This window comes from Psychrobacter sp. APC 3426, from assembly GCF_030408035.1.
Classification (GTDB): Bacteria; Pseudomonadota; Gammaproteobacteria; order Pseudomonadales; family Moraxellaceae; genus Psychrobacter.
Window position 1 is genome coordinate 40096 of record NZ_JASDCF010000021.1, and the last position, 16203, is coordinate 56298.

The following is a 16203-nucleotide window of genomic DNA, read 5'->3' on the forward strand; positions in this document are numbered from 1 at the left end:
TAACTTCTATAATCACTGGTATATCTGCAGGAAAAACTCTAGGGTTCTCTAAGCTCTGATTGGCGCAACCTGAAAATGATAGAAGTGCTAAGAGTGCAGTGAGTAAAACGAGATGATTTAGCAATGGTGCTCCTAAACTTTTAAGACTCTTTGCACGTGTAAGCAAGGTGTCGGATTGGACTCTTAATTCGTGCAACAATCTACCCGTAGTCGAGTTGAATTACCTGATTTATAGATTTACACATCTTAATAATTAGGTTTTGCTTTCTCCATATATCATTACAGCGCCGCCAATGGTTACGGTGATTAATCCAACTATTTTATAAATATCAATAGGCTTAGCGTTTAGTCCAAATAATCCAAATTGACTTATAACTACGGCAAAGTACATCTGACCTAAAAAGACCCATAACAAGGTGTTACCAGAACCAATTTTCGGAGCGGCAATAAACATGAATAATATATAAAAACTACCTAAAAATCCTGGTAGCCACATCCACCAAGCAGCGTTGCCAATTGCGGGCGGTTTTACGCCTCCGCTAATGAAATACGACATGATAAGAGAAGCAATTGCACCTCCGATATACAAATAGAGAGTAGCTTGTATCTGAGACGCTTGTGTACTTTTCCGAAAAGCATTGACGATTGCCAGTTGCAAAGGAACAATTGCACCTCCTAATAAACTAATTAGCACATAAGGCAATATTTTCATTAAGTCCGGCCTTTTTTTAGACATATTTAGAGTGATGAGCAGCAAAGGTAGTTTTATGAATACCTTGTGTCAGCGCTTATATTGGCTTATTAGAAATTTAGTAGGTTGTAGCACTGATAGCAGTTGGTTTTTAGGGTGCTGAATCACATAAATCTAAAGATACGGCATTGGATCTATAACGCCTGGCGGTAATGAAAATAAATATGTAACTTGACCTGTATCACATTCGCTACGAGGAGTCGTCACAAACCCTGTTTGGCTATTGAACTGTCCTTGTTTGTTTTCAAACTCGCGCTTTTGAGCGGACGTTAAAATATAACCTGGTGATTCAATAGTGTCGCCGATGTGATAATCACTGGCAAAATAGTTTAAGACCTTTTCCTCGTCATACCACATAGCATGACCATAGGGTAATAGAGGCGTTGTGCGCTGATAACCGTTATTAAAATACAAACAGCCATTCTCGTATCCTAAAACAACCATAATAATCGGATCTCTAAAAGTGGGTTTTATCTTGTCTAAATCACTGTAGGCAAAAGGATAAGTGTAGAACCAGCCACCATCATATTTAGTTGCATCTTGTTGATCTGAGGTCAGTTCTTTTTTGACAGTCTGACTTAGGTCAGGCTGTGGCACTGATAGACTTTGACAAGCAGTCAGTAGAATTGCTAAGGATCCCCCTATGGCAGGATAGTTGTCACCCCTAAATAATAATTCCAAAGGGGACAATGAGGACACAACATGCCACGATATAGCGAAGAACGTAAACAGGCTATACTCAGCAAACTGCTACCCCCGCTGAGCCTAAGTGTTGCCGAGGTTTCAAGAAGTGAAGGCATCGGATTACAGACCCTGTATAATTGGCGTGCCCAAGCTAGAGAACAAGGTCACCCCATGCCAACGAACCATAAAACCCCTGATGACTGGTCAAGCGAAACCAAGCTTGCCACCATTATAGAGACGGCCACCCTAAGCGAGAGTGAACTTAGCGAATACTGCCGCAGCAAAGGCCTATATGTTGAGCAAATCAAAGCGTGGCGTACTGACGCCTTACAAGGCTTTAGCAGCAGCAAACAACAAAGCCTGAAAGACAAGCGTCAGCAGCAGAGCGATCGCAAACAGATCAAACAACTCACCCGAGAGCTTGCTCGAAAAGAAAAGGCTTTAGCTGAAACTGCCGCCTTACTGGTATTGCGAAAAAAGTTGGAAGCGTTTTGGGAGGAGTTTGATGACGACTGACCTTGCTCCCTAAGCGCAAGCAATACATAGACTGGATACAAGAGGCCAATCACTCAGGAGCCAGACTTAACCTTGCCTGTATTGAAGTTGGCATTAGCATCCGCACCTATCGGCGCTGGTACCGCGCAGGTCACGTGAATGGTGATAAACGGTGTGACGCCGTGCGCCAAGCTCCTAAGAATAAACTGAGCGCCTCTGAACAAGCCGCCATCCTAGCCGTGTGCAATCAGCCCCGCTTTGCCAGTCTGCCGCCCACCCAAATTGTACCGACCCTGCTTGATGAGGGGATATATCATGGCTCAGAGTCTACCTTTTATCGGGTGCTGAGGCAGCATGAGCAATTGGCTCACCGCGGTCGTGCACTTGCCCCTAAAGCCTCAAGCGCCCCAAAGACCTTTACTGCCACTGGCCCTTGCCAAGTGTTCTGCTGGGATATCACCTATCTGCCAAGTCCGGTACGGGGTCAGTTCTATTATTTGTACATGATAGAGGATGTCTATAGCCGTAAAATTGTTGGCTGGGAGGTTTATGACCACGAGTCAGGTGTACTGGCAGCTCAGCTGCTTGAGCGTACTTTAATCAGTGAGAATGCATTGCACACTGGGGTGGTGCTACACTCAGACAATGGGGCACCGATGAAAGCTCAAACCATGCGCATGAAAGCGTATGAGCTTGGGGTACTCACCTCTTACAGCAGACCGCGTGTCAGTAATGACAACCCGTTTGCAGAGTCTTTATTTAAAACCTGCAAGTATCGCCCTAATTGGCCTATCGATGGCTTTAAGAGCTTAGATGCGGCAAGACGATGGATGCTGAGCTTCACGCGCTGGTACAACAATGAGCATAAGCACAGTCAGCTGAACTTTGTGACACCGCATCAGCGCCATACGGGTGAGGATAAGGAAGTACTGGCGAAGCGTCTGCTCACGATGCAGCGCGCTAAAGATGAAAACCCGATACGCTGGGGAACTCAGGAGGTGAGGAACTGCGAGCCTGTAGGGCCAACAACGCTAAATCCTGTAAAAGAGCAACAACAGCAAAGATTACAAGCCGCTTAATTTAGCTTGATGGTGACAACTACCTTGAAAAACTCCGCTTGGTTCTGTCCACACTAGGCTATCATAGCGTTGATAAGATCAACGTATCAGGTATCGTACTATCCGTACTGGCATTACTATCCATCACGTTTGGTACTATCGCTCAAGCTAAGGTGAAAGCGCCGCCGATTTTAACCCTATTGATTCAGACTATTTTTTCATTCTTGATATTTTCCGCTGTGACTGTTTATCAAGGATTGTTTTTTGAGGTTAATACTTATTCTCTGCTGTCATTGGTATGGATGGGCGCAGTAGTTTCCGTAGGGGCTTATTTGTTATTGATGCTTATGCTCAAATATAGCTCGGCAGATAAAGTAAGCACGTTATTCTTTTTATTGCCTTTACTGACGATGATTTTGGAGAGTTTGGTTTTTGATACTACTTTGAGTTCGTTAACGATCTTTGGTGTCATTTTGGTCTGTACAAGTCTGTTCATTTATCAGACTCAAAAGCCCACTGAAAATAGCAAATTATAGTTTAATCTGATCAGGTATTGCAGCTTGACTCAAGCAAATCAGCCTTTGATAAAGTCGCAGCGGTTCAGTGTTGCTTTAGATAGTGGGTTTAAAAAAGTAAAAGATATCTCCATATCAAAAGCAAAGCCATCATGCCTTAAACGTAATTTAGTACTTCCCGGCACTAAATTTGACTAGCAAGGTGTTTACCTAGCTAAATTAATCAGATTAACACTTTTAATCGTTTTTGACTTTATTATGATTGTTAACAGTGAATCGAGTCTTGCCGATAAGCATTGAAAAGTCTTTTTGACTGAAATAATTTATTGGCGACTCATCTTCATTGCCAAATATTTCGTTCCAAACGGCACTACTATACTTGCTTTTAGCCTGTGATAACTCTCTAATTTCTGAATACATGACACCTGGTTTTGAAAGTGAAAGAATAGAAATCGCCCTAATATAATCCATATATATAAAGTCTATTACGTCTTGGTCAAACTTATCTTGAATTCTTTTTTTTACTCTCTTTACCTGTTCATCAGCTTTATTCTTTGTATCATGGCCTTGAGATGTTGTATAACTTAGAATCACAGTATTTTCATTAGAAATGTCATTTAGATCAAATATAGGAGAAAAACAACCCCCGATGATTTCGTATGAACCGTCTTTAAATATGACAGAAATATTATGAATAGGTATCTCAACTCTGTTGCCAAAATAGTTAGATACGTTTTTCAGGTAAGTACTCTTATCACTACTAATATAGGCTTCCATCAGTACTTGATAAAGCCTTCTGGCTAAAGGATGGAGTTTTACGGTTGAGTTGCTATTCAAACTAATCGTTTTGGCAGATAGTTTCATAATATTAATCCTTGAGTTAGTTTTACCCTCTCGCCTATCATAATAAATACATAGTGACTAAATATTTGTATTGTTCTCACATTCCACTGCTTTATAGGTATAACAGAGTTTGCTCTATTTTTAATTCTTGTAACTTCAGTTTGACTAGCGAGTGATAGCTCTACTCGGATCTGCCTTTGATTTTGACAAAAACTCTCTTCTTGCTCATTATCCATATTTCTTTTCTGTGAAATAGGTATATCTTTTAAAGCGTAGTTCCAAGCATTCTGATCTTTTTCGGCAGCTTGTGCATAGTTGTAGTAGCTCAGTCGAATATCTTTTTTATAGACTAGTTTACGAATAACTTGGAGGTAGTTATAGAGGTCTACTGCGCAGTTGAATATAATAAAATTTTTATTATATTGAGAATGAGTAAGTGTATGATATATAAATTGATAGATAGGTTTTTTGTCATCCCTCTCTAAGTAAAGGCTACGAAATTTTTCCGTCATTCGCATCATGATTTTTCTATCATCATCATACCTGTCTTTAATAGGTAATAAGCCTCCTTTATTATTGATATCAAATAATCTAGGGTTACCTTTCCTAGTTTGAAACTCTGAAGCGTCTCTTAGTCGCTTTGCATTATGACGCCATGTTTCAAAAGTTTCTTGACTGACATTATAGATATGCATGAGGTTCTCATAATCACCTTTCTGAGTATAAGCTTCAAGAACTTGATGTACTTCATCGAAAGAATATTTCTTAACTTTTACAATTTTTTCAACAAACTTATCATTAAGTATTTTACTGTGCATAGGTTTCGGAAAATAAGGCAGTTTAAGCTTATCCATGAGATATTCATTTATTTTCAAATGTATATTTTCAGTTTTAAATTTTTGTCTTCTCGGTATTTTTAGTATCTGATTGTGCTTAATAGCTAGCTTAAAATTGGTCTGCCATAATAATAATCCCACCTGAATGTCCGTAAAATGTACATATGATGAAAATGTTGTACTAGGACTGGCGTGCCCTGCTATTCCTGCCAAAGCATATGTTTTCTTGTATGCAAGATTCGTTTCGAAATGATTGATGATGCTAGCAGCTTGAGCTGATTCATAGGGTAGCAAGCCTTTTAAAAACGTTGCACTTGGATGGCCATTAAATTGATAATCTTTATCATATAAAAATGACATCAACTGAAAATTAGTTAGACAACTATGGCGTAGATGGTGTGTAGTAAGATAGCTTAAGCCAGTAACCTCTTTTATAAGATGAGTAAGCATTTTTGATATTGTTTGAGCGTTGTAAGACATGCCATCTTGGCTGGCTATAAGCGTTTGACCTTTATCGCCTGAACGTTTGATATATACACGTCTTATGAGTTGCATATCAGACTCTAGCAATAATTGAGAAAGTGATATACGACGCAGTGCAGAGAGGCTTTTATTGTTTCCAAATTTATTATTTCTAATCTCTAGATAATTCTGAGTTTCGGCTACATCACGCAATCTTATTTTAACTATTTCACCAATTCTCAGCCCGCACCGATGTCCTAATATTAACGCTAAGCTCAAAGCCTGTTTTTCATCTACATTTGTAGTAAGGCTATCAATCTTATCAAGTATAGCTTGGAACATTTGCTCTGATATATAACCAACTTTATGATGAGGTCTATCACTCGTAGCAAAAGGAGGTATAGATTCGATATTATGATGCGCAACCATATACTGATGAATTTTATCAATTAATTCAGCAGCTGCGTTCGCGGCCTTTGGAGTTTTACTAAGTTCGATCATCTCAGTATATAGTGCTACAAAATCATCTTCTTGATAGTCCTTTAGACTCGCATTTTCTGTCAGGGCTAACCATCGATTGGTAATTCTATTGCTATAAGTCTGAATACTAGAGACCATATGACTGGTTGTCATTGATAGCAGCCAACCAACGATTGCCCTTTCGTTTAAAGGCGCATAACTATTTTTAAGTTCGCTATCGAGTTTTTTTAATTTTTTAACAAATAGTTTTTTAGAAATTTTATTATTATTATCACTTTTAAAAATCTTCGCTATCTCAACTACTAATTGAGAATTTGTTACTGTAGAAATATTATTAGAAGTACTAGGTACTTGGTTGCTCAGCTGTTCTTGATTAGTTGTATCATGCCGAATCTCATATATGAGCGATTGCCAATTGGAAGTTGGTAAACTAAATGTATCTTCTTTGCCCGTAACGATATACCACATATACTCGGGCAAATTAAGTGAAAGGTAGTTTTCTAAAATGTACACTGCTGCAATCAAGAATCGTCTTAAGCCAAAATTAACGCTACTTTCCAGTGTCTGTCGCATGCTTTGATATAAATTATGAATGTTAATATTTTTTAGCTTATCTGCGACTGGTACTGCTTTTTCTTTGATATAGGACTGAAGAATATGTGCTGATAGAGGAGATATAAAAACTTGCGTTTGGTGTACAGCTTCTGTCCCTACATAAGTGTTTGTATGATAGGAGCTATCGTCAACAATCACAGCAATGATTGGTAGACCATAGACTTGTTCAATCATTAAGCAGTCATCAGATAGCTGCTTCAATATTGCTTGTAGCACAGACACTTTTAGTACTGCACTATGAAAAATAAGACTTAAAAATACATCGTTTAAAGTCAGATCAATATTAGTTTGAGCTTCTAATCGTTTACTCCAGTCTAAATAGAAATCTAGTACGTCCTTACCATCAGAAAACCATTCCTGTGTGCGAAAGGAAACTGGACGAGATGATTGAATAATGAGTTTTGGAAAACCTATAGTAATGTTTTTATCTTCCATACGATCTTGACAGTACTTTACGGCATGACTGTAAGCAGTAGAATACTTTCTTACATCTTGAAAATGCTTGTTAGTAGATAAATTTTTATCAAATTTAGCCCACATTAAATTGAAAGATTTTTGGTGGTCTTCTGATTCTAAAATTTTAATAAAATCAATATATTTATCTATTAGTTTACGAGCTAACAAAAAACGTTTTTCTTCTCGTTGATCTCGATTTTCTTTTCTCTTTTCAGCACCTGATTTATTATTACTCATATCTAGTGCTCCAACTTAATTAATTCAAAACCAATATCTTTAGTTAGTTTATCTATAGTTTGAGCAAACGCTCTAAGCTCATGTCGTTTTAGTCCACTAAATCTATCGTAAAAGCTGTATCCAAGCTCATCAGAGTGTCCCATCCAAGCACTCACTACATCATATCCGATACTATCTTCGTTCAGAGACGGATCACAAGAGTATTTACCAATATGCTCGTTTTGTAGCGAGCGTATATAGTGACGAGGCCAGTTGAGTGGCAAAGAGATATAAGCTGATATACGTTTTTTAAGAAAAGCATTATCCAGTTTTAGTCTAATAACTGTGCTAGTTGCTTCATCTAGCTTCAAGTAGCATATCAGTCCAATATTGCCATCTAGAATATTCTTATAAATTAGTCCAATATCGTTCCCTAATTTATTAAAAAGACTAGCGTTGCCTTTGATAAATTTTATGTACTCGTCAATTTGTTGACATAATATAGTTGGTAGATATATAAATCTGCCTATAGTATCTTGCTGAACTTCTTTATCACTTATAAAATACAAACCTGTTCTAGTATCTATATCTGACAATCTGCCGAATGGCTCATTCACTGGGCGGTAACCGCTAGCAATGGATAGCCAAATGTATAGATAATCGGTGAAAAAATTATGCAACTCTACAAAAACACCTACTTTCAAAAAACTAGTTTTGCCAATTTTTTCTAGAATATTTTTCTTTAACTCTTCGATGATTGGAGTTAATAATTTTTCTCGAATAGCTAGCAAAGAGCCCATTTTCTGATCATTAAAATGTGGCACAGTATCTTCATTAGTTATTTTGAAAAAAACGTCAATTCTTTCCTTGATATTTTTATCGTCAATCAGACCTAATAAGTGATTAGTAAATTTAAATTGGCATCGATATAGATCATACTGAGAGACATTGTAATAAGGCAGCGCTGATAAATGATGTACAGGAGACTCAGTAATTACTTCTATCAAGGCTTTATCAACACCGTTCTGAGATAAGTAGCTAGTAAAGTAGTTTCTTATTTTATTAAAACTTAATCTTACTTTATACTTTTTATTGAACGCCTTGATGTCAGTGGTAGCTTGAGCATGAATCGAAATCATTAAATCATCATCCAATACGTAAGTCATCTCACGGTGTAGCTCTATAAGAACAATTGGCATGTAGAGGAAAAGAATACTTTCATTATTAGCACATAATTTTTTATCCCAACTTTCATCCTTATAACTACGTTTCGGTGCGAATTGAAGTTTATATCGATAGCCATTAAACCCATCTTCTAAATTATCTGATTGAAATATATTCTCATTACCGGTTAATAAGATCATTAGTAAATAGAGGGCAGATTGATGGCTTAGGTCAAACTTAAACTTCTCATCTATACAACGTCCTCTATCTAGCTCGCCTAAATCTAGTTCCTTGAGCTTACAACCAAGGTACTTTACCAATGTAGATATATCATCTTCATGGGCTATATTGACACTAGTAACTAAATTCATAGCACTTTTTCGACGACTGTTTGATTGACCTTCAGCCCTTACCAAATCAAGATAATAGTTACTGGGAGTATTGACTGTTATTTGTTCAAAAAATTCTTTCTCGTTATCTTGACGTTCTTCATCTTCAAAAGCTTCTGTACTATTTACATCCTTAGTAAGATTAACTAAGTCGCTGATTGTATTGCCTGTCGTGTCATCATAATGTAATGAGCCATTAGCAACCTGATAGGTGGTACTAGTTACGCGAGTAATACCAGAGTCGTTTTTGAAATAGTTTTCTATCGGCAGGACATACTCATAAAGATATTTAGCTATACGCCCATTAAGCTCATTTTTAGCATTGCTAGAAGAGAATAAAGTGCTCTTATTTAGTAACTTGTTACCATATTTTTTTATTTCTGACTCAAAGGTATCAGGAGTGCTATTTAACCATCTGGTGTAATGATCATTGTCTTGAGACTCGATAAGGTGGCTTTGGAGATCATTAAGACTCTCAAACTCTGTTATGTCTGGCAAAAATGGGACTAGGAATTCACGAATATTACTCGTTAAAAACCGACATTCATCAAGTGTGGTTTCAATCCTACTATCATAATCAGTCAACTCAACCATTTTAAGGCAGAGAAAAAAGTAAAAAGAACGAATGCTATTTATTTTTGGTGAGTCTGAACGACTGGCTAAAAAATTAATGAGGTAGAGATCTTTGAGATACTTATGACGTGTTTTTATGGTTTTTAGGAAGTTTTTCTGATCAATACCGCTTTCGTATATCTGTAGTTTCTCTAATTCGGTTAAAATAGAAACTGTATCTTTTGTTTTTACCCATTCAGATAAAGCATGGTACTCACTTTCTAGCGCTGATCTGAATTGCTCAGGCAAAGTATCTTGTAGAAATTTTAATTCAACAAGTAAGCACGAAATTTCATCTATATTTGACCACTTAATAATATTTGTTTGTAACCATTCACCAATTTTGCAAGCTCTGTTAGTTACTTTGTTGTCTGTATCCATTGCTACACAACCCTTATAAGCCATTTAAATAACTGTAGCTTCGTTCATTTAAACCATCCAGCGTTAATACAAAAAAAAGACACCTATTTAGATGCCTTTTTATTAAATATAGGGTTTTTCATCGATTTTGTACTATACCTCGCTCTATTAAAAGTCTCTCTAAAGCGCTTCCATCTTGACGAGTAAGGTTCGGTACATAGCGAGAATAGACCGTGAACAGCATCTTAGTATTGCTATGACCCATTTGCGCAGCAATCCACTCAGGCGACTCACCAGCTGCTAACCAAAGCGTTGCGGCTGTATGCCTAGTTTGGTAAGGATTTCGCCTCTCAAGCTCTAAATATCGTAGTAACGGATACCAAACTCGCCGAGTGACATTACGATGATTTAAAGGAGTACCCACTTTTGTGCTAAAAACGAACTCACTTTGATGTTTAGTCAGGCTCTGCTGCTCAATCAATGCATCATAAACCAGTTGGTTCATTTGGATGATACGATTCGAACCTGTAGTTTTAGTTTTACCTATAACTCCATTAACTATTGCCTGATCCACGATGATTTGCCGTCGCTCAAAATCTATGTTTTTCCAAGGCAAACCATCAATCTCACCTGTACGCATGCCAGTAAAAAAGCGTACTACATAGTAGGGTTTATAATCGGCTCTTACGTTATTAATAATGAGCATAACCTCTTCTAAAGTAAAAGGACTTACTTTACTTTTAGGCTCACTAATTGGTCTTATATTTTTCCATGGACTCTCAAAATCAAAACGCTCAGATGCTTCGGTAAGCACCATACGCAATGGCGTCATAATATGGTTAATACGAGACGATGATAAAAGTTTTCCGTTATTTCCCTCTTTAACTAGCTTGCCCCGAAAAGCCATTATTTTAGCTTTACTAATAGTATTCAGCGCTACATTGCCAAAATGAGGAGTTAGGTAAATTCTAAATATACCCTCTATATTACTTATCTGAGAGTCTCGCCATTCTGGCTTTTTCTCTTCTAACCAAATTTTGCTAAAGCTATCAAAGCCTGAGCTTGAGTCCTTATGACTATTTGTTGCTTTCATAAGCTCTAAGCTTTGAAACTGCGCAAGCTTTTTACTTTGCGGAAAATAGTTTTCATATCGAAAACTACCCAATTGAATGTCAGCTTCCATTCTGTTAACGAAATTCTCTAGACGTTTTCGATTGGGCTTGGTGTCTGCCAGTAAGGTTTGCTCTCTGCAACGTTGACCTATGTATCGGAAGTCTACATATAGGTTGCCATTACGGGTATTGATACTCGCCATGATTACGCTCCCGCTGCAAATGGAATGCTATCGTCAGAACCTGTCAGCATCAACTCTTCAATTTTTTGCCAGATAAAAAGGATTTTTCTGCCGCCAAAGGGTTTTATGTAGTGAACCCCTTCAATAAATACCGCATCCTTAAGTTGGTTGCGTATGGTCTTGCTGTCATATTTAATACGTTGTGACAGCTCTTCGGTTGTTAAATAGGTATAACTCATAGTAAAATCCTTACTAAAGATTAAGGTGTTATTATTTAATAGCTTTATGACCTGCTATAGAACATAATTTACACTAAAAATAATCTTTTGCAAGACATTTTTATCTACAGTAGGTTGTTTTATTATGGGGGAGGTTATGGTGAAGTGTAATTTATCTAGAATTATGGGTGAGAAAAGACTAAAGATTGCTGATGTATCTAGAGATACTGATGTCAACAGAGGCACAATCACACGCATGTATAACGAAGAAGCCACAAGAGTGGATCTAGAAGTTGTAGAGAAGCTATGTTTATATTTGGATATTGAAGTGGGCGACCTTTATGAGATAGTTAAGGAAGAAGAATAAACCTCTCTTCTTTTAGAATCCAAGATAACGTTGTGCTTATCAGTTATTACACCGAATAATATGTAGCAAACTATGGTTTCTCAAATAAGTTAAAGGTTCTATTAAGCAATAAAAAGTTCTATAGAAGGTTATTTTAAGTTGCAATAGCTCAAAATGTATGTATAATTTAATCTGTAGAAAGTCATTACGACTGACAGAAATAAATATTAATCTACAGGAGATTATACATGAGCACATTTATTAAACCGCCGCATGCTTCAATTTGGCTAAGCGCCGAAGCGATATCGCTATCTACCAAACTTAGGGTAAACCTGCAAATACAACAGGGTTCACAGTTAGCAAAGATGCTAGGCGTTAACCCCATTTTTTATAATGATGAAGCGGTTAGGATATGGGTGCAACGAGAGCTAAATGAAGGATTAGCGCTGAATCGTTATACCTTAACGAATCTTGAGACCAAATTTTTGGCCATTATGAATCATTACGAGATTCCTTATTCGTTGTGATTAACGTCAACTACTTGGTTTGGAGATAACCATGAGCTTAAAACTTATTTTTAGCGCTAATGCAGATCAGTGCGACATACAACTATGTGAAGACTATTGGGCATACGGGCATGATGGACGGTATGTAGAGCATATAGAGATACTCTGCAAACAGTATCATATCGATTATCATATTTTGTTTGGCGTATTAGCGGAGTGCCAGGCTTACTTAGATGATGTTCACTGTGAGTACTGTGGACGACCCTATCAACTTGATGTACCAGCGGATATACCTTATATCAGAAAACAGTCATCTTGGTTCTGCGAATCATGTATTAGCTTTTCTGGCGGGCAGCTTACAATAGGTAGGTGATAATTTAGAACGTATTTAATAACCAGATTGCTAATGCTCTCTGGTTTTTTTGTGGTTGAAGATTTTTATATTTATATTCTCTAAACATTCTTTCATGCTACTATTTTCAATATATTGATATTAGTGAAGGTAGTTCAGCTATGGCATTAGAAGGTGGTGGGTTCGCAGATAAGTTTGGCAATAGCTACGAGTCAAATTGGGTTGCTGAGCAATTATTAAGACTAGTTGAAGAAGAGATAACTTCCATAACTGTAGAGCCATTAGGCGAAGACGAAACAGGCGTAGATTTGATTGTTGAAAAATCAAACGGATCTAGAGAATTTCATCAATGTAAATCTAGTCACAACAATTCCGATGTATGGACCTTATCATCACTAGAGATTTCAGGTGTGTTGATAAAAGCGTTTAATCAAATACAGAGAACAGATTGTACCTTTAAAGTCGTATCTCCATTATCATTCACTCAACTATCCCAACTAAGTTTGAGCGCCAAAAATACAACACCTAATCCTCAAGATTTTATCGAACATCAGGTTGGCCAAAGCGATAAACGTCGAAAGTTTTTTGAAGACTTATGTCATAAGTTAGGTTTAAACGTTAATGTAGAGATTGATGTTGCAAAAGCTATTCAATTTTTGAAAAATTTTGAGGTTATCGCTTTTTCTGTTAACTCTGAATCTCAACGTAATATTCTTGGAAAAATTGATAAGAATTTTAGTAGTAACTCTAATAACATAATTGACTACTTAAAAAATTATCCTACTGATAATAATCATTTGCGCTCATCAATTACATCGTTTCAACTTCTCGAAAGTATGAAATGCCAAGGTTTTAACCAAAGAATTTATGAGAATGATACAAGGTTATTCCCTATTGTAGAGCGTGTCAGTCAGGCTTTTCGAGATTCAATTACACCCTTTCTAATTGAAGATAGTTTAATTGAGCGTTCGGAAATAGCAAATTGTATTGACTCAATAAATAACTATCCAATTACCTTGATTAAAGCAGAAGCGGGTATGGGTAAAAGTGCCTTTCTATTGCAGTTGTGCGATGAGATGCACAAAAAAGGTCATATATGTCTACCGATACGATTAGATCGAAACCGTCCTGAAAAAAATGCAGATGCTTTTGGAAATGATTTAGGTTTTAGCCATTCACCTGTATTTAGCTTAAATAAATTCGCAGGCGCTAAAAAAGCTATTATTATTTTGGATCAACTAGACGCCATACGTTGGACAGCTAGTCACTCAAGCAGTGCCTTACAAGTCTGTCAACAAATTGCGTATCAAGTGATTCAACTAAGGGAAGATAAATATGATATTAGTCTGGTTTTAGCTTGTAGAGACTTTGATTTAAACGAAGACATTCAATTACAAAGTTGGATTTCAAGCCTAAATAATAAAGTAGCGCATATAACCTTAAAAGAGCTATCTGTTGAAGAAGTTAAAAAAACACTTGAATCATACGAGAATTATGATTCGTTATCGCCTGTCAAACAGACTATTTTGAAAATTCCAATATGGTTAAGTTTCTACATACAGCTTATAAAAAATGATCAGGGCAGCCTCGACTTTACCAATAAAAGCGATCTTATAAGTTTGTATTGGGTTGATAGATTGAAGCAATTAAACGGAGTTATAACTGATTTGAGTTCGGCTAACAGCATTATTGATGACTTTATAGAGAAAGCAAGCCGAGATATGCAGTTTTCTATACCAATTAATGCTTTATGCAATCACAATCCCAACGTTCTTGAGGCGATAATATCTGTCGGTATTTTTAATAAGACAGGTAATCAAGTTAGCTTCCAGCATCAAGCACTATTCGATTACCATTTAGGGAAACGCCTTTTTGATATTGCTCGACAGTCAAGCGATGCTTTTCTTAAAGAAATTGGTTCTAGATCTGAACAAACACTGACGCGAAGAGAGCATATTAAATATGCCTTAAAGCTATTAGCGCAATCTAAACAATCAGTGTTTTGCCAAAATATTTCAGCATTATTTGATAGCACTAATATTCGATTTCACATCAAATATTTAGCTATTAATGTGATCAGAGAGATTACAGTTATTAAAGCCCCTTTGCGTAGTTTAATTATAAACCTTATAAATGATTCAGAACTAAACCAACCTTTTATTGATCATGCTTGTTTTGGACACTCGCAAATAGTCGAGGTACTTTCAGAACAAAATGTGATTTCTGTATGGCTAAATGGATCTGACTCGCAAATTGACTTGGCTATTCGATTGTTAAGCTCTATAGCTGACAAAGCACCTAGCATTGTTATAAAGGAAATTGAGCCATTTATCGGTGTATCCGAGGAGTGGAACAATAGATGCTACTCTGCTTTGAGCTGGAACATTCAAGATGATTCAGAAGAGATGTTTGCAGTACGCAAAAAGCTTTTACAACTAGGTTGTGCAGTTAATTATATCAATTGGGATGAGTTAGCAAAGAGCCATCCGAGAAAGGCAATTAAATTAATACAGCTAATTTTAGAAGGTTATAGAGAAGAATTAACAGACTCCAGTCTTGAGATAAAAGAATCAGAAGAGTCAGTCAAATATCTAAATCGAAAGGTATGGAGAGAAGGTCAGATCGAAAACTTAGAAAATATTTCAGAAGCTTTGCCTCACGACGTTCTTGAGGAATTAATGCCTCAGGTCTTTGAAATAATTAATAGTTCAATTAATGAAAGCTCTTATACAAGAATATGGCTCTACAGAGGAAGACTTTTATTTAATGAGCATAGAGATTTTTTAGTAAGAGGTGTATTAAGTATCTTTTTTAAGGCAGGTAAACAATATATAGATAAACCAAATGAGCTATTTAATTTACTAACACCATATCTAACGGATAAGCATCCAGTTGTTGAGCACATTATTGCAAATCTGTTGCTCAATCTACCTATTGAATATTCTGATCACATTATTAAATGGTTACTTGATAACTCAATTACTAGGTTGGCTTGTGGTAATGGTTATGAAGAGCCAAAATGGATATTACCTAGTAAATTGATTGAGAAGTATTCACCACATTGTGAGGACGAGATTTTTAATCATCTTGAAGTTGCAATATCAGATATCGGGCTTAGCAAAAATCTTGAGAGTATAAAATATGCGTTAGAAATGAGAAGAAAATTTGGAAACTTTTGGACAAGTTACTGGGGAGAAGCTCAATACTTCTTACTCAATAAACTTGATAGTAATCGAACCAGTAAACAATCTGTAGACTTGCACAGAGTTTTACAAAGACGATTTAAAGGTTGTAGTGACACTTATTTTTATTCACATGATTCCTCATATGGCGGTGCAGTTGTTTCACCTTTACCACAAGCGAATACATTATCTGATAGAGCATGGACAAAGCTCATACTCACAAACGAAGAATGTTTCAGTACTGAACCGCCCCGACTATATCGGAGAGTGGATTGCTTGAGTCAGGCAGCTTTGTCTGACTCAGTAAGACTATCATAGTATCGTCTCTCAAACTCAAAAGGCGACACATAACCAATCGTACTATGAATG

At 36.7% G+C, this 16203-nt stretch carries 11 protein-coding genes and 1 pseudogene; 5 read left to right on the forward strand and 7 right to left on the reverse strand.

The genetic code is table 11. From position 1 onward, the window contains the following. Nucleotides 1-253: 253 nt before the first annotated feature. Both QL919_RS10620 and QL919_RS10625 read right to left on the reverse strand, forming a co-directional pair. Nucleotides 254-712 carry a DMT family transporter gene (locus QL919_RS10620; RefSeq protein WP_290189498.1) on the reverse strand — a complete coding sequence of 153 codons (459 nt, stop codon included), beginning with the start codon at nt 710-712 and terminating at the stop codon, nt 254-256. A 153-nt stretch (nt 713-865) separates the two neighbouring features. Next, on the reverse strand, nt 866-1348 hold the full coding sequence (locus QL919_RS10625; protein ID WP_290189499.1) for a hypothetical protein: 483 nt from the start codon (nt 1346-1348) through the stop codon (nt 866-868). 105 nt (nt 1349-1453) lie between these two features. Between QL919_RS10625 and QL919_RS10630 the strand changes: the two are divergent. Beyond that, a pseudogene (locus QL919_RS10630) lies at nt 1454-3009 on the forward strand (IS3 family transposase). Between the two features lie 38 nt (nt 3010-3047). Continuing rightward, entirely contained in the window at nt 3048-3524 is a 477-nt protein-coding gene (locus tag QL919_RS10635) for an EamA family transporter (RefSeq protein ID WP_290189500.1), read from the forward strand. Nucleotides 3525-3740: 216 nt separating this feature from the next. On the opposite strand, the gene QL919_RS10640 is transcribed toward QL919_RS10635, so the two are convergent. From QL919_RS10640 to QL919_RS10660, 5 genes are all read right to left on the reverse strand, one after another. After that, nucleotides 3741-4367: a hypothetical protein gene (locus QL919_RS10640; RefSeq protein ID WP_290189501.1), complete on the reverse strand. Its 627-nt coding sequence runs from the start codon at nt 4365-4367 to the stop codon at nt 3741-3743. Continuing rightward, the gene (locus QL919_RS10645; RefSeq protein ID WP_290189502.1) at nt 4364-7432 is read right to left on the reverse strand and encodes a site-specific integrase; all 3069 of its coding nucleotides are present in this window, start codon (nt 7430-7432) and stop codon (nt 4364-4366) included. Before QL919_RS10645 ends, QL919_RS10640 begins: the two co-directional genes overlap by 4 nt. A 2-nt stretch (nt 7433-7434) precedes the next feature. Beyond that, nucleotides 7435-9957 carry a hypothetical protein gene (locus QL919_RS10650; RefSeq protein ID WP_290189503.1) on the reverse strand — a complete coding sequence of 841 codons (2523 nt, stop codon included), beginning with the start codon at nt 9955-9957 and terminating at the stop codon, nt 7435-7437. Nucleotides 9958-10075: 118 nt separating this feature from the next. After that, complete coding sequence (locus QL919_RS10655) at nt 10076-11251, reverse strand: DUF3596 domain-containing protein (RefSeq protein ID WP_290189504.1); 1176 nt, start codon at nt 11249-11251, stop codon at nt 10076-10078. Between the two features lie 2 nt (nt 11252-11253). Beyond that, on the reverse strand, nt 11254-11469 hold the full coding sequence (locus tag QL919_RS10660; RefSeq protein WP_060490641.1) for a hypothetical protein: 216 nt from the start codon (nt 11467-11469) through the stop codon (nt 11254-11256). A 124-nt stretch (nt 11470-11593) separates the two neighbouring features. Here QL919_RS10660 and QL919_RS10665 point away from each other — a divergent pair, with 124 nt between their 5' ends. The 3 genes from QL919_RS10665 to QL919_RS10675 all read left to right on the forward strand — a co-directional run bounded on the left by QL919_RS10665 (nt 11594) and on the right by QL919_RS10675 (nt 16152). After that, nucleotides 11594-11815, forward strand: coding sequence for a helix-turn-helix transcriptional regulator (locus tag QL919_RS10665; protein ID WP_290189505.1), 222 nt, complete (start codon nt 11594-11596; stop codon nt 11813-11815). Nucleotides 11816-12042: 227 nt separating this feature from the next. After that, a complete protein-coding gene (locus QL919_RS10670) occupies nt 12043-12321 on the forward strand; it encodes a hypothetical protein (protein WP_290189506.1) in 279 nt (92 codons plus the stop codon). A gap of 492 nt (nt 12322-12813) precedes the next feature. Further along, complete coding sequence (locus QL919_RS10675; protein ID WP_290189507.1) at nt 12814-16152, forward strand: hypothetical protein; 3339 nt, start codon at nt 12814-12816, stop codon at nt 16150-16152. Nucleotides 16153-16203: the final 51 nt, after the last annotated feature.

Coding starts and splice junctions, on each gene's coding strand:
- QL919_RS10675 (WP_290189507.1), top strand. CDS start 12,814: ATGGCATTAGAAGGTGGTGGGTTCGCAGATAAGTTTGGCAATAGCTAC.
- QL919_RS10660 (WP_060490641.1), bottom strand. CDS start 11,469: ATGAGTTATACCTATTTAACAACCGAAGAGCTGTCACAACGTATTAAA.
- QL919_RS10655 (WP_290189504.1), bottom strand. CDS start 11,251: ATGGCGAGTATCAATACCCGTAATGGCAACCTATATGTAGACTTCCGA.
- QL919_RS10670 (WP_290189506.1), top strand. CDS start 12,043: ATGAGCACATTTATTAAACCGCCGCATGCTTCAATTTGGCTAAGCGCC.
- QL919_RS10620 (WP_290189498.1), bottom strand. CDS start 712: ATGAAAATATTGCCTTATGTGCTAATTAGTTTATTAGGAGGTGCAATT.
- QL919_RS10640 (WP_290189501.1), bottom strand. CDS start 4,367: ATGAAACTATCTGCCAAAACGATTAGTTTGAATAGCAACTCAACCGTA.
- QL919_RS10665 (WP_290189505.1), top strand. CDS start 11,594: ATGGGGGAGGTTATGGTGAAGTGTAATTTATCTAGAATTATGGGTGAG.
- QL919_RS10650 (WP_290189503.1), bottom strand. CDS start 9,957: ATGGATACAGACAACAAAGTAACTAACAGAGCTTGCAAAATTGGTGAA.
- QL919_RS10645 (WP_290189502.1), bottom strand. CDS start 7,432: ATGAGTAATAATAAATCAGGTGCTGAAAAGAGAAAAGAAAATCGAGAT.